Origin of the sequence: Vibrio sp. 10N.261.46.E11 (assembly GCF_041472735.1) — a bacterium.
Lineage (GTDB): Bacteria > Pseudomonadota > Gammaproteobacteria > Enterobacterales > Vibrionaceae > Vibrio.
On sequence record NZ_JBFRQW010000020.1, the window covers coordinates 1 to 21370 of the forward strand.

Sequence of the window (21370 nt, forward strand, 5' to 3'; positions counted from 1 at the left end):
CGCTAATCCGCGATGAACCACAAAAAAGGCCGCTAATTTAAATAGAGCGGCCTTTAAGTGTTGAGTTAGAGCGTTACCATTTTTTCTTCTGACCGAATAGAGCATCCATGTCATCTTCACGCTCTTTCGATTCCATCTGCTGTAAATCTTCTGCGTTTTTATTTAGGCGCTTCTGATCAAGATCGTCAAGCATCTGTTGTAGCTTGTCTTTCGCTTGATTGGAGTATGCGTCGTTTTTAGTGGCTAATGCATCGATGCCTTTGCGCAGCAGTTGAATTGCTGTGCCAGGTTGTCCGCGAGATATCGAGTCGTTAGCACGTTTGATAACATTCTCTATGTTGATGCGAATTTGGATTGTTTCTAAGCGAGCGTTTTCAACCACAAAAGCTTGAGTATTAAAACGACCTTTATTGTGCTCGTTACGAACCGTGTCACGCAAGCGTTTAACTAGCTTAAGCATCATGATTGCTTGTTTGTCACTACTAGGCATGCGAAAAGCGGTGCTTTCGCCTCCTTGATGGTTCTCTTTAAGCTGAGTGATTTGTTGCTTCACGCTTTCAATGCGTTGGGCAAGCTGCTTATTTTTAGGATCGAGCTCATACATATTAACTAATGCATCAAGGATTCGATTGTTTAAGCATATAAGAAGATCTTGGCTAAACGGCATGTGGTGAGCATTGCCAATTAACTCTTCAGTTCCATCTATAATGGTTAGATAACGAGAAGCTTCCTGTTTCTTCGTTGTTTCTACCTTAACTTTGTATTGAAGCATGATGTTGTAGCCTAAAACCAACACCAAAAGCACGGCTACCAAGGCGATTATTAAACCAATATTCATATATTTGTGTCTGCTTATTGTTTTCTATAGCTAACTAGAGAGGATACACGATTCCATTGTGTATAGGCACTTGTAAATTACAATTTTTGATTATCTCTTGTTGAGCGCAATCGGCAATCAAAATTTACTAACTAATGTGTGAGAATGAGGAGTGGCTTACAAAGCGTCAGTGATATTTTTAGTTGTTACGCTTTAAAAGCTCGATATTTCTGTCATTTTAGTTCTCGAAGCGTTATAACTATTAATTATATTACACGAGACTATAACGCTCTATTTGCAAATAAGTTAGCGCAGAAATGAGTAAAGGATTACGAGGTTAGATATGAAGTTACAGCAACTGAAGTACATTGTTGAGGTTCTAAACCATAACCTAAATGTTTCAGCGACAGCAGAGAGTTTGTACACATCTCAGCCCGGCATAAGTAAACAGGTTAGATTACTTGAAGACGAGCTAGGCATTCAAATATTTGAGCGTAGCGGTAAGCATTTAACTCAGGTTACACAAGCCGGTGAGGATATTATTCGTATCTCTCAAGAGATTTTGGCTCGTGTTGAGAGTATTAAAGCGGTTGCGGGTGAGCACACTCATCCTGAGATGGGCACATTGAATATTTCAACCACTCATACTCAAGCTCGTTATGCACTCCCTGATGTGATTAAAGGTTTCACAGCGCGTTATCCAAAAGTGTCGCTTCACATGCATCAAGGCACGCCAAGTCAGATGTCAGAAGCGGTGGCTAAGGGGACAGCGAACTTTGCGATTGCAACGGAAGCGCTGCACCTATATCAAGATGCAATTATGCTACCTTGTTATCATTGGAACCGTTCGATCGTGGTAACGAAAGATCACCCTCTTGCACAGAAGCGAAATATCTCGATTGAAGATCTTGCTGCTTATTCTCTCGTGACTTACGTATTTGGTTTTACTGGCCGTTCCGAGCTTGATACAGCATTTAACAAAGTAGGCTTAACACCGCGTGTTGTGTTTACCGCGACGGATGCCGATGTCATCAAAACGTATGTTCGCATGGGAATCGGAGTTGGTGTAATCGCAAGCATGGCGATTGACCATGAGCAAGATACAGACTTGGTTGCTATTGACGCGAGCCATCTATTTGGTGCTAGCACCACAAGCATTGGTTTTAGAAAAGGCACTTTCCTGCGTTCTTACATGTTTGACTTTATGGAGCGTTTTGCACCGCACTTAACTCGCCCAGTAGTTGAGCAAGCTATTTCTTTGAAATCGAATGAAGAGATCGAAGAGATGTTTAAAGACATCGACTTACCCGTTCGCTAAGGGCTATAGCTTTACCTAGATTTCTTATTCGGCCTGTATCTACAGGCCGTTTTTCTTTCTGATATCGAACCCTCTTTACTGCTCTCTTTTATATCGAGCCTTTCCATTTCCGTTTGTTACCCCTACAATCCTCGCACCATAGGGGGAAGCATGTATTCACGATTCAAAATACTCGATTCATTTTTGCTAGAGCACCAGATTTACTGGCGTTCAGAGCCTTTTCACCTATGCCAAACTCACGATCAGCCATGGATAGACTTGAACCTTCCACTTGTCGATTGGTTAGATGGTTTGAGTATTGAACGCATTCAAACGCTAAAAGAACAGCCTCAAGTTCTGATTTCGGAACTTATGCGTTTTCTCCCAGAGTTAGGGAATGCCAATCAACACATCCAGTTTGATAATTCGGCTTTAGTTGGGCTTGATCTTCCGCGCGGTACTGCCGATGGTATCCCCGGCAGAAAGCTGCAACAAATTGTCGCGATGGGAGAGGCTTCATTAAAAGAGCATCATGGTAAAGAGTGGCTTGAATGGTGTTCTGGCAAAGGCTTTCTCGGTCGAATCTTATCTCAGCAATCAGATCAAAAGGTCACTAGCTTTGAGTGGCAACAGTCACTGTGTGATAGCGGGCAAAAGATTGCAGATGACCAGAAACTAGAGATGGACTTTGTTCAAGGTGACGCGTTTTCAAAAGATGCAGATCGGGTGTTTAACTCAAACCAACATGCTGTTGCTCTTCATGCTTGTGGTGACCTTCATGTCGAATTAGTGAAAAAATCTGTTTCACATGGGCTTCCTGCAGTCACCATTTCTCCATGTTGCTACCACCTTATTCGCGATGAAAGCTACCAAGCGATGTCATCCGTTGCGAAAAGCTCAGCATTAACGTTGAGCAAGAGCGACTTAAGAATCCCGCTTCAAGAAACTGTCACTGGTGGTGAAAGAGTAAAAAGACACCGTCAGTTAGAAATGAGTTACCGATTAGGCTTTAGCCAACTACTTAAGGGTGAGCTTGGCGTCGACGAGTACATTCCTGTACCAAGCATCAAGAAATCGGAGCTATCCGAAGGCTTTGAATCATTTTGTTGCTGGGCATCTAAAGTGAAAGGTATATCGCTGGGTTCAGATATTGATTTTGACTCTTATTTAATTCAAGGCGAAGCGCTTTTCTGGGAAATGGAAAAGCTGAGTTTAGTTCAACAAGTCTTTAGAAGACCTTTAGAGGTATGGTTGGCCTTGGATCGTGCCATTTATCTGCAAGAACAAGGTTATCAAGCTTCGATTGAAGAGTTCTGCGAACGTAGTGTAACGCCAAGAAACCTATTGATTCATGGGGTTAAGATCGAGCGCTAGCGGTAAACAGCACTGGTACGTGTTTTTACGATCTAAAATCATGAATGCAAAATAAAGTTATAAATACAAAAAAATGATAAATACAAAAAAGCCAGCGCGACATAATGTCGTACTGGCTTTTTGTTTAACGTGTCTGAATTAACTGAACGTTTCAACGAGAAGGTTATTGCGTTCAGTTAGTCATTACATCATTAGTTAAACATTGCGATAGCTTCTGCTGGGTCTACGTATTCTAGGTCAAAGCTCTCTGCAACTTCTTTACAAGTTACTTTACCGTGGATTACGTTTAGACCTTCTAGGAAACCTTTATCAGATAGAAGAGCTTCGCGGTAGCCTTTGTTTGCTAGCTTAACAATGTAAGGAAGTGTTGCATTGTTTAATGCGTAAGTTGAAGTGCGAGCAACGGCACCTGGCATGTTAGCAACACAGTAGTGAACTACGTCATCAACAATGTAAGTTGGATCAGCGTGAGTCGTCGCATGTGAAGTTTCGAAACAACCACCTTGGTCGATTGCAACATCAACAACCGCTGAACCCGGCTTCATCTTAGCGATGTGATCTTTTGTCACCAGTTTAGGAGCGGCTGCACCAGGGATCAGTACAGCACCAATCACTAGGTCTGCTTCTAGAACATGCTTCTCGATAGCGTCTTCAGTAGAATAAACCACTTTTGCGCGACCTTGGAATTCTTCATCAAGGCGACGAAGTGTGTCTACGTTACGATCAAGAATGGTAACATCTGCGCGAAGGCCAACAGCCATACGTGCTGCGTTAGCACCTACAACACCGCCGCCAACAACAACAACTTTTGCGGGTTCAACACCAGGAACGCCGCCAAGAAGAAGACCACAACCACCGTTAGATTTCTCTAGTGTTTGTGCACCTGCTTGAATAGACATGCGACCAGCGACTTCAGACATTGGTGCTAATAGTGGCAAGCGACCCATATTATCTGTTACAGTCTCATAGGCTACGCAGACAGCTTTGCTCTTGATTAGCTCTTCCGTTTGTGGAAAATCTGGTGCAAGGTGTAAATAAGTAAATAATATTTGCCCTTCGCGAAGCATAGCTCGCTCGACAGCTTGAGGTTCTTTAACCTTTACAATCATTTCTGCTTTCGCGAAAACGTCAGCAGCAGTAGGAAGAATGGATGCGCCTACAGCGATGTAATCATCGTCTGAAAAACCGATACCATTACCGGCATTGGTTTCTACAAAAACTTGGTGGCCGTGTGAGATTAGTTCTCTCACGCTAGCTGGGGTCATACCAACGCGGTATTCGTGGTTCTTGATTTCCTTAGGTACGCCAATGATCATCCTGACTCCTCATTTTATTTTGGTTGTTTTATCTATGTGTAGGGTAATTCTGTCGAATTAATATCTAGTATAGATATGTTTAGGTAAAATTTGATACTGAATATTAAAAAGTTGTAGTATATTTTTTTGCAAGGAAGTAATAAGGTGGAATAAAAAATGGCAGACAATTATAAGAAGCCGTCCAAGGAACTAGACCGTATTGACCGCAACATTCTTAATGAGTTGCAAAAAGACGGTCGTATCTCAAACGTTGAACTCTCAAAACGAGTAGGACTTTCTCCAACTCCATGTCTTGAGCGTGTTCGTCGTTTAGAACGTCAAGGTTACATTACTGGGTACACAGCATTGCTGAACCCACAGTACCTTGATGCTTCACTTTTAGTGTTTGTTGAAATTACTTTGAACCGTGGTGCGCCAGATGTGTTCGAACAATTCAACACCGCTGTGCAGAAACTGGATGACATCCAAGAGTGTCATTTAGTGTCGGGTGATTTTGACTATCTTCTAAAAACACGTGTATCTGATATGGGTGCTTACCGTAAGCTACTGGGTGATACGTTACTTCGTCTACCAGGCGTAAACGACACTCGTACTTATGTTGTAATGGAAGAAGTGAAACAAACCAATCAACTTGTGATTAAAACTCGTTAGTCATAATTGGTGAAATGAAAGAAAGCGGACATTTGTTCCGCTTTCTTGCTTTCTGGAATTGGGTTTTTCTGTTTGATATGGTTAAATCAACAGTAGTTTCATTGAAACGAGCGGCTATTGTCGCTCGAGATGTTTTTATCCCGTTTAATTATTAAGTTGGTTTATGTTCAAGCAGAGCAGTAATAAAGTAGAAACAATCATTAAAACGAGTGAAGAGCCTCAGTCTCCTCGTTTAAGTGGTTCTCAACGTCTAAAAGAGTGCTGCCTAATTCTAGGTGTTCTCTTCTCTATTCTACTTGCCGTTGCGTTATTAACTTTTAGTCCTGCTGACCCATCATGGTCGCAAACGGCTTGGGGTGGTGATATTCAAAATGCAGGAGGCTACGTAGGTGCATGGTTGGCGGATACGCTTTTCTTTGTATTTGGTTCTTTAGCTTATCCTTTACCTATCTTGGTGACGGTTGCTGCGTGGGTATTATTCCGTAAACGTAATGAAGATGAGCAGATTGATTTCATGCTGTGGGGTACTCGTTTACTTGGACTGACTGTCCTTATTCTTACTAGCTGTGGTTTAGCGGATATCAACTTCGATGATATTTGGTACTTTTCATCTGGTGGTGTAGTCGGTGATGTATTAACAAGTCTTGCATTGCCAACGCTGAACGTTCTGGGTAGTACATTGGTTCTTCTTTTCTTATGGGGAGCTGGCTTTACCCTATTAACGGGCATTTCTTGGTTAAGTATTGTTGAATGGTTAGGCGAGTGTGCAATCAAATTCTTTACGTCAGCCGTTAATAAGGCGCGCGGCCAAGATCAAGAGCTGCTAGAACCTCAGCTAACAGAATCAGTAGACCGCGAGTTAATTGAAGAACGTAATCACGCGCCTATCTACCGCGATGTTCCTGCTATAGAAGATAATGATCTAGAAGACAGTGCTATCGAAGAGGCTAAAGAAATAGAACAAGAGCAGCTTGATCCCATTATGAGCTTCTCCGCAACCAATGATTCTTCAGATAAGACTGAAGAGTCGTTGGACAATACAGCAACACCGAAGCGCCATTACAATATTCACATGCCTGTTGAGGCGCCAGCGAAGCAAGAAGCTTCAGAACAAGAAGAACCTCAGGTTCAGCGCCAACCTCAAGTTGCACCTGAGTCGATCCCTGTAGCACCTGTTTACAAAGCGCCAGAAGAACCGTTAGAAGAAGGTATTGAGCGCTCGAAGCAGCTTAATGCCACTATCGAGCAGCTAGAAAACGCTGCTATGTATGAAGATGATCTTGCGGAGCAAGAACAGGTTGGTGCGCATGAATCTCAAATCGCGTATCAGCAATACATGCAGAATGAGCAACAAGACGTTACCTCTACTGATATGGCTCTTGAAAGTGCAGAACCAGAGATCAATAGCTCGCCAGAAGTAACGAATGAATTCGATGTTGAAGATGTTCAGCCAGAATCTCTATACGCTTCACCAATGGGTGAGCCAGAAGCAACTGTGGAAGACGATTTCTCTGCACAAGCTTCACCATTTGATGTAACGGAAGAGCAGGCTGACGAACAGACTTTCGCTCCTGAAGCTCAGCAAACTGAAACCGAGCAAGCTGATGCAGAGTTAGCGGATGAGCAATTTGAACCTTTCTCTTATCAAGAAGAACGTTCAGAGCCTGAACAGTCAACAGCACAAAACCAAGAGCCAGCTGTTGATCTTCCTTGGGAAGAAGTTACGGAAGAAGAGCCTTCCCATCAAGATCAGGATGTCGCCGCATTCCAAAGCATTGTTTCTGAAGCCCAAGCGAATATGGCAGCGGCGCAGAACCCGTTCTTGGTTCAACAAGATGTTAATTTACCGAAGCCTGCTGAGCCATTACCAACACTTGAATTGTTATTCCACCCTGAAAAGCGTGAAACCTTTATTGACCGTGACGCATTAGAGGCAATTGCTCGTCTTGTTGAATCTAAGCTAGCGGACTATAAGATCAAGGCAGATGTGGTTGATATTTTCCCAGGCCCAGTAATCACTCGATTCGAGCTGGATCTTGCTCCAGGCGTGAAAGTGAGCCGTATTTCTGGCCTTTCTATGGACTTGGCTCGTTCGCTCTCTGCATTGGCTGTACGTGTTGTAGAGGTGATTCCGGGTAAACCTTATGTTGGCTTAGAGCTGCCGAACATGAGTCGTCAAACGGTATTCTTCTCAGATGTGGTTGCTAGCCCTCAGTTCCAAGAAGCGAAATCGCCGACGACAGTGGTTCTAGGACAAGACATCGCAGGTGAAGCGGTCATTGCTGATCTATCGAAAATGCCTCACGTTCTGGTTGCTGGTACAACCGGTTCTGGTAAGTCGGTAGGTGTGAACGTAATGATTCTGAGTATGCTTTACAAAGCATCACCGGAAGATGTTCGATTCATCATGATCGACCCGAAAATGCTTGAGTTATCGGTTTACGAAGGTATCCCTCATCTATTGTCTGAAGTGGTAACCGACATGAAAGATGCGTCGAACGCCCTTCGTTGGTGTGTTGGCGAGATGGAACGCCGTTATAAGCTGATGTCAGCGTTAGGCGTTCGTAACATTAAAGGTTACAACGATAAGCTTAAGATGGCTGCGGAAGCGGGTCACCCAATTCACGATCCACTGTGGAAGCCGGGCGACAGCATGGACCCTGAAGCCCCATTGCTTGAGAAGCTGCCTTACATTGTGGTTATCGTTGATGAATTTGCCGACCTAATCATGGTGGTCGGTAAGAAGGTTGAAGAACTGATCGCACGTTTGGCACAAAAAGCACGTGCGGCGGGTGTTCACTTGATCCTAGCGACGCAACGTCCTTCGGTGGATGTTATTACCGGCCTTATCAAAGCGAACATTCCAACCCGTGTGGCCTTTACGGTATCAACCAAAACGGATTCAAGAACTATCCTTGACCAAGGTGGTGCGGAATCACTATTGGGCATGGGTGATATGCTTTACTTGCCACCGGGCTCTAGTCATACAACTCGTGTTCACGGTGCCTTTGCATCTGATGATGATGTACACGCAGTTGTGAATAACTGGAAAGCGCGTGGTAAGCCAAACTATATTGATGAGATCACTAACGGCGAACAAACCCCAGAAACCTTGCTTCCGGGTGAGAAGATGGAAGGTGATGAAGAGGTCGATCCTCTGTTTGATCAAGTGGTAGAACACGTTGTTCATTCACGTCGTGGTTCAGTTTCAGGCGTACAGCGTCGATTCAAGATTGGTTACAACCGTGCTGCACGTATTGTCGAGCAACTTGAAGCTCAAGGTATCGTAAGTGCTCCAGGCCATAACGGTAACCGAGAAGTCTTGGCACCAGCGCCACCAAAAGATTAGTTCCACTAGGAACTCATACCCATTAAGTCGGTCAAATCGAAAATATGACCGACTTATGTTCTAACAGGATTATTGATGAAAAAAGTATTCGCACTTTTATTTATGAGCTTCTCAGTGTTTGCTTCTCCGAAAGAAGAGTTGAGTAGCCGTTTGGCATTGAACGCAGGCTTTAGTGCTGACTTTAAACAAGTCGTGACCAGCCCTGATGGTGATGTTGTCATGGAAGGCGAGGGCACGGTAGAGATTGCTCGCCCTAGCTTATTCCGCTGGGAAACCACTTTCCCTGATGAAAACCTATTGGTCTCTGACGGCCAGAGTTTGTGGTACTACAGCCCGTTCATTGAGCAAGTGAGTATTTATTGGCAAGAGCAAGCGACATCGCAAACACCTTTTGTCTTGCTTACACGTAACCAAGAAAGCGATTGGGATAACTACAACGTCGCGCAAACAGGTAACCAATTTACACTAACACCAACGGCAGCGGACTCTAATCAGGGTGACTTCCAGATTAATATCACCGAGAAAGGCATTGTTCAGGGCTTTAATGTGATTGAACAAGACGGTCAAAAAGGTGAGTTTACCTTTAGCAATGTTGACTTGGGTAAACCTGCAGCAGACCGTTTTACTTTTGTGGCGCCGGAAGGTGTCGAGGTCGACGACCAAAGAAACTGATCTAAAGAAGCAGATCGTTTGGTAGTACGTCGATAGGCATTAATGCCATCAACGAATCAAGAGATTGCAATTGAGTAATTACAGCTTAGATTTTGCGGGGGACGAAGATTTTCGTCCCCTTGCTGCTCGTATGAGACCGGAAACTGTCGAACAGTATATCGGTCAGCAGCATATATTAGGCCCAGGTAAACCACTTCGCAGAGCATTGGAAGCGGGTCATATCCACTCGATGATTTTGTGGGGGCCTCCGGGCACCGGTAAAACGACGTTAGCCGAAGTAGCAGCAAACTATGCGAATGCAGAAGTTGAACGCGTATCGGCGGTAACTTCGGGCGTAAAAGATATTCGTATTGCGATTGAAAAAGCGCGTGAGAACAAGCGAGCAGGGCGCAGAACCATCCTGTTTGTGGACGAAGTCCATCGCTTTAACAAAAGTCAGCAGGATGCTTTTCTGCCTCATATCGAAGATGGTACCGTGACCTTTATTGGTGCGACGACAGAAAACCCTTCTTTTGAGTTGAACAACGCTTTGTTGTCACGTGCGCGTGTCTACAAACTGACTTCTCTCAATACCGAGGATATTTCCCTCGTCATCCGCCAAGCGATTGAAGATAAGCAACGTGGGTTAGGTGATGTGCCTGCTGATTTTGCTGATAATGTTTTAGATCGCCTTGCAGAACTGGTTAACGGCGACGCGCGTATGTCGCTTAATTATCTTGAACTGCTGTATGACATGGCAGAAGACAACGATAAAGGTGAGAAATCGATAACCTTGCAGCTGTTGGCTGAAGTGGCCGGTGAGAAAGTCGCTCGTTTTGATAATAAAGGCGATATTTGGTATGACCTAATATCTGCAGTTCATAAGTCAATTCGTGGTTCAAACCCTGATGCGGCTTTATATTGGTCGGCACGCATGATTGCGGCAGGTTGCGATCCTCTGTATATCGTTAGACGCTTGCTGGCGATTGCTTCTGAAGATATTGGTAATGCTGACCCTCGCGCAATGCAAGTCGCGATGTCGGCTTGGGATTGTTTTACACGTATTGGCCCTGCTGAAGGGGAGCGTGCGATTGCACAGGCGGTTGTTTATCTCGCGTGTGCACCAAAGAGTAACGCCGTTTATACAGCTTGGAAGCAAGCGTTAACAGACGCGCACAATCTGCCTGAATATGAAGTCCCTCATCATTTACGGAATGCACCCACAACTTTGATGAAGGACATGGGCTACGGGCAAGAATACCGTTATGCTCATGACGAACCTGGAGCCTACGCGGCTGGGGAAAAGTATCTGCCTCCTGAAATGGGAGAGAAGCAATACTATTTCCCAACAAAACGAGGCTTAGAGACCAAAATTGGCGAGAAGCTAGATTATCTGGCGGATTTGGACGCAAAAAGCCCACAAAAACGCTATGAAAAGTAGTCTTTTTTGGATATCGTTACCTAGTCATAAAAATTCAATTAAATCGTTAGAAATTGGTCGAAATAGCACCAGTTTTAGGGGTTTAGCAGTGATTCAGTAGCAAACTACTGAATATTCAAATAACTAAAGCATAGGATTAGCAATGCTGGATTCTAAATTACTTCGAGCTGAGCTGGATGAAACAGCGGCAAAATTAGCACGTCGAGGCTTCACCCTTGATGTAGAGACAATTCGTGAACTTGAAGAAAAACGTAAGTCCCTTCAGATGAAAACTGAAGAGCTACAAGCGTTACGTAACTCTCGATCGAAGTCCATTGGTCAAGCGAAAGCAAAAGGCGACCATGAAGAAGCTGAGCGTATCCTTGCTGAAGTAGGCAACCTAGGCGCAGAACTAGACCAAGCTAAAGTAGCATTGGCTGATCTTCAATCTGAGCTAGAAACGATCACAATGTCTATTCCTAACCTACCTGATGCAGAAGTGCCAGATGGTAAAGATGAAGACGACAACGTAGAAGTTTCTCGTTGGGGTCAACCTAAGGCTTACGACTTTGAAGTGAAAGATCATGTAGATCTTGGCGAAATGTCTGGCGGTCTTGATTTTGCTAGCGCAGTTAAAATCTCTGGTTCTCGTTTCATCGTGATGAAAGGCAAATTCGCACGCCTACACCGTGCTATTGCTCAGTTCATGCTGGACCTTCACACTGATGAGCACGGCTACACAGAAATGTACGTACCGTACCTAGTGAACCACGATAGCCTATACGGTACTGGTCAACTTCCGAAGTTCGGCGAAGACTTGTTCCATACAAGCCCGCTAACTGAGCAAGTAAGTGACGTACCTCTTAAGACTCTATCGCTTATCCCTACTGCGGAAGTACCGGTAACGAACATGGTTCGTGACACGATTACTGATGAAGCTGAACTGCCACTTAAGATGACAGCTCACACGCCATGTTTCCGTTCTGAAGCGGGTTCTTACGGTCGTGACACTCGTGGTCTTATCCGTATGCACCAATTCGACAAAGTTGAACTAGTACAAATCACTAAACCAGAAGACTCTATGGCAGCTCTTGAAGAGCTAACAGGTCATGCTGAGAAAGTACTTCAACTTCTAGAGCTTCCTTACCGTAAAGTGATTCTATGTACTGGCGACATGGGCTTCGGTTCTGCGAAAACTTACGACTTAGAAGTATGGGTTCCAGCACAAGAGACTTACCGTGAGATTTCTTCTTGCTCAAACATGTGGGATTTCCAAGCTCGTCGTATGCAAGCTCGTTTCCGTCGTAAAGGCGAGAAGAAACCTGAGCTTGTACACACACTAAACGGTTCTGGTCTTGCTGTTGGTCGTACTATGGTTGCGATTCTTGAGAATAACCAAGAAGCTGACGGCCGTATTGCTATCCCAGCAGTACTTCAACCATACATGGGCGGCGTAACGCACATCGGTTAATCGTTCGACGATTTAGTGAGTTCATAAATTATTGAAAACCCAGCCTATTGGCTGGGTTTTTTATTATCTGAAAAATATATTGGTGCGTTCTTTGACTACTTTCATCTAAATATTATTACCAAAAAGTAATAGTGTTTTATTATTTTTGTATATTATTACTTAATTGTAATGTGGCTATAATATCTTTTTGCCGCGGTAGGTATAGATTTCTCATTCAGATATTGAGGAGGGCTTATGGCCGTAGGATGAGCTGGGGACGATAGTGTCAGCCAGCAAATACAAAATACCATTGATGATGAGATCTCTCGTGTAAGAGGAAACCTTCGAGGTGGTGAGAGTTTGCGTTATTGTGATGAGTGTGGTGATGAGATACCGGAACAAAGACGACTCGCGATCAAAGGCGTTCGTTTGTGTATCGAATGTCAGTCAATATTAGAGCATGACGCACATCGACATTCATTGTTTAACCGTCGAGCAAGTAAAGATAGCCAATTACGTTAAACTGACGGTTACCTTCAAAACAGTTAAGGCCTTACTTTTATGTAAGGCCTTTAAGTTTAATTAAGTGATTTATTATTGAAGATATATAGAAATAATCATCGCTCTTGTTCAGAACAATAAACGCATTATTTAATTACTATTTAAAGCAATGAGCATTTTGTAATGCAGTGTCGATAGCAGCGACCAATTGCTCAATATGTTGTGGTTCGCTAATAAACGGAGGCATCATATAAATTAACCTTCCGAACGGACGAATCCAAACACCTTGCTCAACAAAATGAGCTTGAATGGTTTCCATATCGACAGGTGAATGGGTTTCAACTACACCAATCGCGCCCAACCAGCGAACGTCTTTAACCAGTGCATGCTCTCGTAAAGGTGGCAGCAATTCAGAGAAAAGTTGTTCAATCTGCTGAGTCTGACTCTGCCAATGACCTTGCTCTATGATCGATAAACTTGCCGCGCCGACTGCGCAAGCCAATGGGTTCCCCATAAAGGTTGGCCCGTGCATAAAGCAGCCCGCTTCACCACCACATACCGTATCAGCGACTTCTTTGCTCGCTAGCGTTGCTGAAAGGGTCATGTAGCCGCCAGTCAGCGCTTTGCCTAAGCATAGAATGTCCGGTTGAATGTCGGCATGTTCACATGCGAACAGTTTCCCTGTGCGGCCAAATCCGGTCGCAATCTCATCCAAAATCAGCAATACGTTGAATTCATCGCACAGCAAGCGCACCTGTTTTAGGAACTCAGGGTGGTAGATGCGCATACCGCCAGCACCTTGGACAATTGGCTCCAAGATCACGGCTGCGACTTCTTGATGATGTGTTGCTAGCTTTTCACGGAAGCTGTTTATGTCGTTAGCGTCCCATTGTTCCCAAAAACCTGTTTTCGGTGAATCTGCAAAAATGTGTTCAGGCAAAAAGCCTTTGTAGAGGCTGTGCATCGAGTTGTCAGGGTCGGTCACTGACATCGCTGCAAAGGTATCACCGTGGTAGCCATCTCTGAGTGTGAGGAACTTCGAACGAGGTTGTCCTTTGGCATGCCAGTATTGAAGCGCCATTTTAAGACTCACTTCTACGGCAACTGAGCCTGAATCGGCCAAGAATACATGTTCAAGATTACTTGGTGCTAGGTTGAGAAGCTTCTTACATAAATCGATGGCAGGCTGGTGGGTGATACCACCAAACATAACGTGTGAAACCTTATCTATTTGGCTATGAGCAGCGGCATTTAGCTCTGGATGATTGTAGCCGTGGATAGTTGACCACCAAGACGACATACCATCAATAATTCGTTTTCCGCCTTCTAATTCTAAGTAAACACCGTCTGCATTGGTGACTGGGTAGCAGGTCAGAGGTGTTAACGTTGATGTGTAGGGATGCCAGATATGCTGGCGATCAAAGGCGAGATCCATAGTAACTTCCATTCTTGATGTGATTAAAAAACAACCAGATGTAAACTTTTGGTATTATCAATGTGTTGACAGTCTAAAGCTTGTCGGTAGACTAGCCAAGCATAAATGCAAACTCTAGACGCAGAGTTGTAACATCAAAAAAATAAAAAAAAGGATCGACACGTGGAAGTTCGTCATGACTGGACAGTTGCTGAAGTAACAGCGCTGCTTGAAAAACCGTTTATGGATTTAATGTTTGAAGCTCAAGTCGTTCATAGACAGTACCAAGAGCACAACCACGTGCAGGTGAGTACGCTTTTGTCGATAAAGACAGGTGCTTGTCCTGAAGATTGTAAGTACTGCCCTCAAAGTGCTCACTACCGAACGGATGTTGACAAAGAACGCTTAATGGAAGTTGAGCGTGTTTTGGATGCAGCGCAAAAAGCCAAGAATGCGGGCTCAACTCGTTTTTGTATGGGCGCTGCATGGAAAAACCCGAAAGAACGCGATATGCCTCACCTAACTGACATGATCAAAGGTGTGAAAGGCATGGGTCTAGAAACCTGTATGACATTGGGCATGTTAACGCCGGATCAAGCAGGTGAGCTAGCCAACGCAGGTTTGGACTACTACAACCATAACCTTGATACGTCTCCAGAGTTTTACGGCAGCATTATTACCACTCGTACTTACCAAGATCGTTTAGATACGCTATCTCACGTGCGTGATGCCGGAATGAAGATCTGTTCTGGTGGCATCATCGGTATGGGCGAAAGCACCAATGACCGCGCAGGCCTTCTTGTAGAACTGGCGAACCTTCCAGTACACCCTGAAAGTGTACCAATCAACATGCTTGTAAAAGTGAAAGGCACACCGATGGAAAACGTCGATGATGTCGAGTCTTTCGACTTCATCAAGCTGATTGCAATTGCACGTATTATGATGCCTATGTCTGCGGTTCGCTTATCTGCAGGCCGTGAGAACATGAACGAACAGATGCAAGCGATGTGTTTCATGGCGGGTGCGAACTCTATCTTCTACGGTTGTAAGCTACTGACGACGCCAAACCCTGATGAAGACACCGATATGCAGTTGTTTAAGAAGCTGGGTATCAACAGCCAAGAAGTGGCTCAAAAGCCAGACGAAATTCAAGAAAACGAACTGTTAGATCAAGTGGTGGAGCGCGTTGCGGCTCGTCCAACTAAAGATGACATGTTCTACGATGCCACTGTTTAAAGCTCGCATTAAAGAAGCCCTTGTTCATCGCCATGAGCAAGGGTTGACTCGCCAACTCAAGGTGCTTGAAAACAGCAATGGACCTTTGCTAAATAGCGAAGGTTCTAGTTTCATCAATTTTTCGAGTAATGATTATTTAGGCTTGGCGAACGATCCTGAACTGGTGGATGCATGGCAAACGGGTCTTTCACAATATGGAGCTGGAAGTGCGGCGTCGCCATTGGTCACAGGCTTTAGTCCTGCTCATCGAAATTTAGAGGCTCAACTGTGTGAATGGCTTGGCTTTGAACGTGCCATTGTCTTTAGTTCTGGTTTCAGTGCTAATCAAGCTTTGTTGTTTTCTCTGCTCGAAAAAGGCGACTCTCTGTTGCAAGACAAACTTAACCACGCCTCTTTGATGGAAGCGGGGATACTTTCACCTGCAACCATGAAACGCTTTAAGCACAACGACACACAGCATCTAGAGTCGCTATTAAGCCGATCTCCACAATCCTTGGTCGTGACTGAAGGTGTGTTCAGCATGGATGGCGATCAAGCGCCTCTCAGCCAGATATCTACCCTGACTCATCAATACGACAGTTGGTTGGCGGTTGATGATGCCCACGGTATCGGCGTATTAGGTGATAAAGGGGCCGGGAGCTGCAGTGCGGCACAAGTCTCACCTGATATTTTGGTGGTGACCTTTGGTAAAGCATTTGGCCTTTCTGGAGCTGCGATTCTTTGTTCGTCAGAAGTGGGTGATTACTTAACTCAGTTTGCTCGTCATCATGTGTACTCGACGGCGATGCCACCTTCACAAGCGGTGGCTTTGTCTCATGCGTGTAAGATGATTCAGACGCAAGAGTGGCGTCGAGAGAAGTTAACTGAGTTAGGAGCTCTCTATAAAGAGCAGATGAGTGGTGTAACAGGTTTCATTGATACTCAGACTCCGATTAAGCCGTTTGTGATTGGCGATGCTCAAGCTGCATTATCTATAGCGGAAGAATTGAAGCGTAACCAAGTTTGGGTCACGGCGATAAGGCCACCAACCATTCCGACAGGGACTGCGCGTCTGCGAATTACGTTAACGGCCAACCACAGTCAGAAGCAGGTTCTTCAGTTAACTGACTCGTTGCTTCAAGCAATAGATCGAAGCAACGACTCTGAAAGCAAACCAAGCATAGAATCAAGCGTTGAATTAAAGAAAGAGGCTCAGTAAATGTCACAAGAAGCAGTAGTGCATAATTACGTAAGCCAAGATAAGAGTGCGATTGCTGAAGCCTTCGGTAAAGCAGCAACAACCTATGATAAACACGCTGAGTTTCAGCGCGATGTCGGCCACCTACTACTGGATAAGCTACCGAGAGACCTCTCAGGTTTAAAGGTGCTTGATTTAGGTTGTGGCACTGGCTACTTCTCAGATCAGATGGTGAAGCGCGGTGCTGAAGTGGTGTGTGCCGATCTTTCTGTTGGAATGTTAGAAAGGGCAGAACAGCGTTGTGGTGCATCGGTCTCTTTATATCAACAAGCCGACGCCGAGCAATTACCGTTTGAAGATGGCTGTTTTGACATCGTTTTTTCAAGCTTAGCGTTACAATGGTGTGATGATTTATCGTCACCTTTAAAGGAGATGAAGCGCGTTGTAGCAACTGGTGGACGTGTGATTTTCTCAACTTTGCTTGATGGGTCACTGTTTGAACTGGAAAAATCATGGTCCAAAATTGACGCACATCAACACGTTAACCATTTTATTACAATCAATCAGGTAAAAATTGCGTTAGCGCAATCTAGCTGTACTGCTCATCAACTAGACTTGCCCACCATCACCGTTTGGTACGACACTGCGTTTGAACTGATGCGCGACCTTAAAGGTATCGGCGCTAATCACGTAAGTGGTCGCTCACAAGGTTTAACAAGTCGCCGAATGTTGCAGCTTGTTGAGCGGGAATATCGAGCGTTTAAAAACCATCAAGGTTTCTTACCAGCAACATATCAAGTTTGTTTAGGGGTTATTCAATTATGATTGATGCATTATTCATTGCAGGTACGGATACCGAAGTGGGAAAAACTGTGGTTTCAAAAGCGATTCTTCAAGCTTTAGCCGCACAAGAGTTATCAACAATTGGCTACAAGCCTGTTGCAGCAGGGTGTGAACAACTCCCTGAAGGGTTACGTAATAGTGATGCGTTGCATCTTCAAGAAGCTGCAACGCAAGACATTGCTTACGAAGACGTGAACCCGTATGCACTGTTACTACCATCATCACCACACATTGCAGCAAAGCATGATGGTGTCGTGATTGATGAAACCGTATTATCAGCTAAGTTGGCAGAGCATAAGCAAAACTCTGACATTGTGTTAGTTGAAGGTGCTGGTGGTTGGCGTGTACCGGTTTCTGATGAAGAATATTTGTCTAGCTGGGTCAAAAAAGAGCAGCTTCCTGTGGTATTGACGGTTGGTATTAAGCTTGGCTGTTTGAGTCATGCACTACTAACCGCAGAAGTGATTCGTGCTGATGGACTGAACCTGGTGGGCTGGGTTGCAAACCGCATTAACCCAGGTACTGAACATTACGCCGAAATTATAGCGATGCTTGAAGACAAGCTAGGTGCACCGAAGTTAGGTGAAATCCCGTATGTGCCAAGAGCAAAGTCTAAGAACATTGGTAAGTACATAAATGTACAGCCATTGCTTGATCTTTAAACTTCGAGTTATACGTTAAACAAGAAAAGGGCTGCAATCGCAGCCCTTTTGCTTTGTTAAGCCTTTGACCATTAGCTTATAAACAGCTGGTCTTTTATATCAGCAAGCTAGGGATTAATGTTCTTTGGTAAGTCCCATTAGTGCTTGCTGTGTTTCTGTGATTTTTGCCTGCGCCGTTTGTGGAGTTAGGACCCCAATCTGCTTTTTTGCTTCTTCTTCAGTAATCCCTAGGTGACAGCACAGTAAATCGATAGCCATTTGAGTGTTAGTACCTTCAACCATGATTCTTTCCTTTTTGTACATGGACTAGCCAATAAATCATCTGAAGCCACTGTAAACGGATTGTCATGCCGACACCATACGACTTAGGTCTAATAGATTAGGGGTAAGCCGAATAGGGCCTCGTAATCAAATGTTGCAATTTAATGCTTAACCTTGTTTTCTTAATCTAAGACTATATGTATAAGTAAGTATAAGTCTTCAAGGTTGGAATAAATTGCTGTCTGCCTTGTCTATAATAATAAGTTTTATAAAAACAGCTTTCATGCGGAGATAAGTAATGAAGCGAGTAATGTTGTTCCTTGCAACCAACCTAGCGGTTGTATTGGTACTAAGTGTTGTTCTTAATATTGTGTACGCAGTTACAGGTATGCAACCTGGTAGCCTATCAGGCTTATTGGTGATGGCTGCAGTATTTGGCTTTGGTGGCTCATTCATTTCATTAATGATGTCAAAGAAAATGGCGCTACGCTCAGTAGGCGGTATGGTCATTGAAAGTCCACGTAACGAAACCGAACATTGGTTGATGGAGACGGTAAGCCGCCAGTCTCAACAAGTTGGTATTGGTATGCCAACAGTGGCGATTTACGATTCGCCAGACATCAACGCGTTTGCGACGGGCGCTAAGCGTAATGATTCATTAGTAGCAGTCTCTACGGGTCTGCTACACAACATGACGCGTGATGAAGCTGAAGCGGTATTAGCGCATGAAGTGAGTCACATCGCGAACGGTGATATGGTGACCATGACGCTAATGCAGGGCGTGGTGAACACGTTCGTTATCTTCCTATCTCGTTTCATCGCCAATATTGTTGCGTCGAATGACAACGAAGAAGAGGGCGGCAGCAACATGATGGTGTACTTTGGTGTGTCTATGGTGCTGGAATTAGTATTTGGTTTCTTAGCAAGCTTCATTACGATGTGGTATAGCCGTCATCGTGAATTCCATGCCGATGCAGGTGCTGCGCACTTAGTAGGTAAAGAGAAGATGATAGCAGCACTAGAGCGTCTTAAGGTGAGCCATGAGCCACAACTCGAAGGTTCTATGATGGCATTTGGTATCAACGGCAAAAAATCGCTTACAGAGCTTCTGATGAGCCACCCACCGTTAGACAAGCGTATTGCGTCTCTACGTAACATGTAATATCGAACACAAGCTACTGTCGTTAAGTGGCAATATGTATTTGAAAGGCTTCCTTCGGGAGGCCTTTTTTGCGCTTGGCGTTCAAGATAATAACTATCCGAGGAATGCGTTTCTGGTGATACTGGGTTGCGATGTTGAATGGGGAATATTGAACAGACTGAGATGAGCAAGGTCATTAGGTGAGGAGACTTTGTGAGCGTTTGCTGAGGAATTTTGTGCTCATACCGTTTGTCCCGAGCAACAAAAAGGCTTCCACATGGGAAGCCTTAGTCTATTCTGTGATTCGAAATTCGAATCTTACAGCTTGTCAGTTAGCTCGATAGCTTGACCGATGTAGTTCGCTGGAGTCATCTCTTTCAGACGAACTTTCTCGTCTGCAGGGATTTCAAGGCCGTCGATGAATGCACGCATGCCTTCGCCATCTACACGTTTACCACGAGTTAGCTCTTTTAGCTTCTCGTATGGCTTCTCGATGCCGTAACGGCGCATTACTGTTTGTACTGGTTCTGCTAGTACTTCCCAGTTCTTGTCTAGTTCAGCAAGTAGCGCTTCACGGTTAACTTCTAGCTTGCTAATGCCTTTCAGAGTCGAAGTGTATGCAATGATAGCGTAGCCAACACCAACACCTAGGTTACGAAGAACCGTAGAGTCAGTAAGGTCACGCTGCCAGCGAGAAACTGGAAGTTTTTGTGCAAGGTGGCTGAATACTGCGTTTGCTAGACCGAGGTTGCCTTCAGAGTTTTCGAAGTCAATTGGGTTAACTTTATGCGGCATTGTAGAAGAACCGATTTCGCCAGCAATAGTCTTCTGCTTGAAGTGACCAAGAGCGATGTAGCCCCAAACGTCACGGTTGAAGTCTAGAAGGATAGTGTTGAAACGAGCAACAGCGTCGAATAGCTCAGCGATGTAATCGTGAGGTTCGATTTGAGTTGTGTACGGGTTCCAAGTTACGCCAAGAGATTCAGTGATGAACTCTTCGCTGAACTGGTGCCATTCAACTTCTGGGTATGCAGAAAGGTGTGCGTTGTAGTTACCTACCGCACCGTTGATTTTCGCTAGAATCTCAACGCTTTCGATTTGCTTGTATTGACGTTCCATACGGTACGCAACGTTAGCCATCTCTTTACCCATAGTAGAAGGAGAAGCTGGCTGACCGTGTGTACGAGACAGTAGAGGAATATCACGGTACTCGTTCGCAAGTGCTTTGATAGCATCGATTACGTTACGAATTTCTGGAAGAATCACTGTGTCACGAGCTTCTTTAAGCATAAGCGCATGAGATGTGTTGTTGATGTCTTCAGAAGTACATGCAAAGTGAATGAATTCGTTAACTGCGTGAAGCTCAGGAACGCCCGCAACTTTCTCTTTCAAGAAGTACTCAACCGCTTTTACGTCGTGGTTTGTTGTGCGCTCGATCTCTTTGATACGCAGAGCGTCTTCTTCGCTGAAGTTAGCGGCTAGTTCATCAAGAAACTGGTTAGCTTCTGCACTGAACGCTGGTACTTCTTTGATTGCATCAGTAGCTGCAAGCTTTTGTAACCAACGAATTTCAACGATAGAGCGGTACTTTAGTAGGCCAAACTCACTAAAGATGCTGCGTAATGCAATAGTCTTACTTCCGTAACGGCCGTCTACTGGTGAAACAGCAGTCAATGCTGACAGTTCCATGGTGTTCTCCTGAATTGAGTTTTCTAAATTTTGAGAGGTTTATACCAGTAACAATCTCAATTGTCACGCATATTGCGCAATCGTTTGCGTGAGAGTTGTGTTGATACAAAAAACAAGCTCG

The 21370-nt window shown here is 44.5% G+C and carries 17 protein-coding genes and 1 pseudogene; 13 read left to right on the forward strand and 5 right to left on the reverse strand.

Translation table 11 applies throughout. The annotated features are described in order from the left end of the window. Nucleotides 1–73 precede the first annotated feature (73 nt). Nucleotides 74–838 (reverse strand): hypothetical protein, encoded by a 765-nt coding sequence (locus AB4407_RS06895; RefSeq protein ID WP_009848859.1) that lies wholly within the window; start codon nucleotides 836–838, stop codon nucleotides 74–76. 322 nt (nucleotides 839–1160) lie between these two features. Here AB4407_RS06895 and cysB point away from each other — a divergent pair, with 322 nt between their 5' ends. After that, nucleotides 1161–2135, forward strand: coding sequence for an HTH-type transcriptional regulator CysB (gene cysB, locus AB4407_RS06900; protein ID WP_009848858.1), 975 nt, complete (start codon nucleotides 1161–1163; stop codon nucleotides 2133–2135). Nucleotides 2136–2285: 150 nt separating this feature from the next. Next, on the forward strand, nucleotides 2286–3488 hold the full coding sequence (locus tag AB4407_RS06905; RefSeq protein WP_372119836.1) for a methyltransferase: 1203 nt from the start codon (nucleotides 2286–2288) through the stop codon (nucleotides 3486–3488). Nucleotides 3489–3679: 191 nt separating this feature from the next. On the opposite strand, the gene ald is transcribed toward AB4407_RS06905, so the two are convergent. Continuing rightward, a complete protein-coding gene (gene ald / locus AB4407_RS06910) occupies nucleotides 3680–4804 on the reverse strand; it encodes an alanine dehydrogenase (protein ID WP_239717755.1) in 1125 nt (374 codons plus the stop codon). 156 nt (nucleotides 4805–4960) lie between these two features. On the opposite strand from ald, the gene lrp reads away from it, so the two are divergent. From lrp to AB4407_RS06940, 6 genes and pseudogenes are all read left to right on the forward strand, one after another. Further along, complete coding sequence (gene lrp / locus AB4407_RS06915; protein WP_004734558.1) at nucleotides 4961–5455, forward strand: leucine-responsive transcriptional regulator Lrp; 495 nt, start codon at nucleotides 4961–4963, stop codon at nucleotides 5453–5455. A gap of 163 nt (nucleotides 5456–5618) precedes the next feature. Then, nucleotides 5619–8804: a DNA translocase FtsK 4TM domain-containing protein gene (locus AB4407_RS06920; protein ID WP_372119838.1), complete on the forward strand. Its 3186-nt coding sequence runs from the start codon at nucleotides 5619–5621 to the stop codon at nucleotides 8802–8804. A gap of 75 nt (nucleotides 8805–8879) precedes the next feature. Next, complete coding sequence (gene lolA, locus AB4407_RS06925; RefSeq protein WP_048668726.1) at nucleotides 8880–9476, forward strand: outer membrane lipoprotein chaperone LolA; 597 nt, start codon at nucleotides 8880–8882, stop codon at nucleotides 9474–9476. A 64-nt stretch (nucleotides 9477–9540) separates the two neighbouring features. Next, entirely contained in the window at nucleotides 9541–10896 is a 1356-nt protein-coding gene (locus AB4407_RS06930; protein WP_279387744.1) for a replication-associated recombination protein A, read from the forward strand. Between the two features lie 142 nt (nucleotides 10897–11038). Further along, the gene (gene serS / locus AB4407_RS06935; protein ID WP_048658298.1) at nucleotides 11039–12346 is read left to right on the forward strand and encodes a serine--tRNA ligase; all 1308 of its coding nucleotides are present in this window, start codon (nucleotides 11039–11041) and stop codon (nucleotides 12344–12346) included. A gap of 234 nt (nucleotides 12347–12580) precedes the next feature. Beyond that, nucleotides 12581–12847, forward strand: a pseudogene (locus AB4407_RS06940) (DksA/TraR family C4-type zinc finger protein). Nucleotides 12848–12983: 136 nt separating this feature from the next. Here the strand turns inward: AB4407_RS06940 and bioA are convergent. Beyond that, complete coding sequence (gene bioA / locus AB4407_RS06945; RefSeq protein ID WP_048658303.1) at nucleotides 12984–14261, reverse strand: adenosylmethionine--8-amino-7-oxononanoate transaminase; 1278 nt, start codon at nucleotides 14259–14261, stop codon at nucleotides 12984–12986. A gap of 162 nt (nucleotides 14262–14423) precedes the next feature. On the opposite strand from bioA, the gene bioB reads away from it, so the two are divergent. From bioB to bioD, 4 genes are read left to right on the forward strand one after another with little or no spacing between them, the layout of a single operon-like run. Further along, nucleotides 14424–15476, forward strand: coding sequence for a biotin synthase BioB (gene bioB / locus AB4407_RS06950; RefSeq protein ID WP_048664083.1), 1053 nt, complete (start codon nucleotides 14424–14426; stop codon nucleotides 15474–15476). Beyond that, a complete protein-coding gene (gene bioF, locus AB4407_RS06955) occupies nucleotides 15463–16674 on the forward strand; it encodes an 8-amino-7-oxononanoate synthase (protein WP_048664082.1) in 1212 nt (403 codons plus the stop codon). The genes bioB and bioF overlap by 14 nt, the downstream gene beginning before the upstream one ends. Next, complete coding sequence (gene bioC / locus AB4407_RS06960; RefSeq protein ID WP_372119842.1) at nucleotides 16675–17478, forward strand: malonyl-ACP O-methyltransferase BioC; 804 nt, start codon at nucleotides 16675–16677, stop codon at nucleotides 17476–17478. Next, nucleotides 17475–18158 carry a dethiobiotin synthase gene (bioD, locus tag AB4407_RS06965; RefSeq protein ID WP_086049710.1) on the forward strand — a complete coding sequence of 228 codons (684 nt, stop codon included), beginning with the start codon at nucleotides 17475–17477 and terminating at the stop codon, nucleotides 18156–18158. Before bioC ends, bioD begins: the two co-directional genes overlap by 4 nt. A 114-nt stretch (nucleotides 18159–18272) precedes the next feature. Here the strand turns inward: bioD and AB4407_RS06970 are convergent, their stop codons facing one another. Continuing rightward, a complete protein-coding gene (locus AB4407_RS06970; protein WP_372119844.1) occupies nucleotides 18273–18440 on the reverse strand; it encodes a hypothetical protein in 168 nt (55 codons plus the stop codon). Nucleotides 18441–18717: 277 nt separating this feature from the next. Here AB4407_RS06970 and htpX point away from each other — a divergent pair, with 277 nt between their 5' ends. Beyond that, nucleotides 18718–19581, forward strand: a complete 864-nt coding sequence (htpX, locus tag AB4407_RS06975) for a protease HtpX (protein WP_017098153.1) — start codon at nucleotides 18718–18720, stop codon at nucleotides 19579–19581. A 297-nt stretch (nucleotides 19582–19878) separates the two neighbouring features. Here the strand turns inward: htpX and purB are convergent, their stop codons facing one another. After that, nucleotides 19879–21249: an adenylosuccinate lyase gene (gene purB / locus AB4407_RS06980; protein ID WP_372119846.1), complete on the reverse strand. Its 1371-nt coding sequence runs from the start codon at nucleotides 21247–21249 to the stop codon at nucleotides 19879–19881. Nucleotides 21250–21370 lie beyond the last annotated feature (121 nt).

What these genes read in the sequence shown, in the direction of transcription:
- cysB (WP_009848858.1), top strand. Translation starts at nt 1,161, where the DNA reads ATGAAGTTACAGCAACTGAAGTACATTGTTGAGGTTCTAAACCATAAC.
- AB4407_RS06970 (WP_372119844.1), bottom strand. Translation starts at nt 18,440, where the DNA reads ATGGTTGAAGGTACTAACACTCAAATGGCTATCGATTTACTGTGCTGT.
- AB4407_RS06920 (WP_372119838.1), top strand. Translation starts at nt 5,619, where the DNA reads ATGTTCAAGCAGAGCAGTAATAAAGTAGAAACAATCATTAAAACGAGT.
- purB (WP_372119846.1), bottom strand. Translation starts at nt 21,249, where the DNA reads ATGGAACTGTCAGCATTGACTGCTGTTTCACCAGTAGACGGCCGTTAC.
- bioD (WP_086049710.1), top strand. Translation starts at nt 17,475, where the DNA reads ATGATTGATGCATTATTCATTGCAGGTACGGATACCGAAGTGGGAAAA.
- AB4407_RS06895 (WP_009848859.1), bottom strand. Translation starts at nt 838, where the DNA reads ATGAATATTGGTTTAATAATCGCCTTGGTAGCCGTGCTTTTGGTGTTG.
- bioA (WP_048658303.1), bottom strand. Translation starts at nt 14,261, where the DNA reads ATGGATCTCGCCTTTGATCGCCAGCATATCTGGCATCCCTACACATCA.
- htpX (WP_017098153.1), top strand. Translation starts at nt 18,718, where the DNA reads ATGAAGCGAGTAATGTTGTTCCTTGCAACCAACCTAGCGGTTGTATTG.
- lolA (WP_048668726.1), top strand. Translation starts at nt 8,880, where the DNA reads ATGAAAAAAGTATTCGCACTTTTATTTATGAGCTTCTCAGTGTTTGCT.
- bioF (WP_048664082.1), top strand. Translation starts at nt 15,463, where the DNA reads ATGCCACTGTTTAAAGCTCGCATTAAAGAAGCCCTTGTTCATCGCCAT.
- AB4407_RS06905 (WP_372119836.1), top strand. Translation starts at nt 2,286, where the DNA reads ATGTATTCACGATTCAAAATACTCGATTCATTTTTGCTAGAGCACCAG.
- serS (WP_048658298.1), top strand. Translation starts at nt 11,039, where the DNA reads ATGCTGGATTCTAAATTACTTCGAGCTGAGCTGGATGAAACAGCGGCA.
- bioC (WP_372119842.1), top strand. Translation starts at nt 16,675, where the DNA reads ATGTCACAAGAAGCAGTAGTGCATAATTACGTAAGCCAAGATAAGAGT.
- lrp (WP_004734558.1), top strand. Translation starts at nt 4,961, where the DNA reads ATGGCAGACAATTATAAGAAGCCGTCCAAGGAACTAGACCGTATTGAC.
- ald (WP_239717755.1), bottom strand. Translation starts at nt 4,804, where the DNA reads ATGATCATTGGCGTACCTAAGGAAATCAAGAACCACGAATACCGCGTT.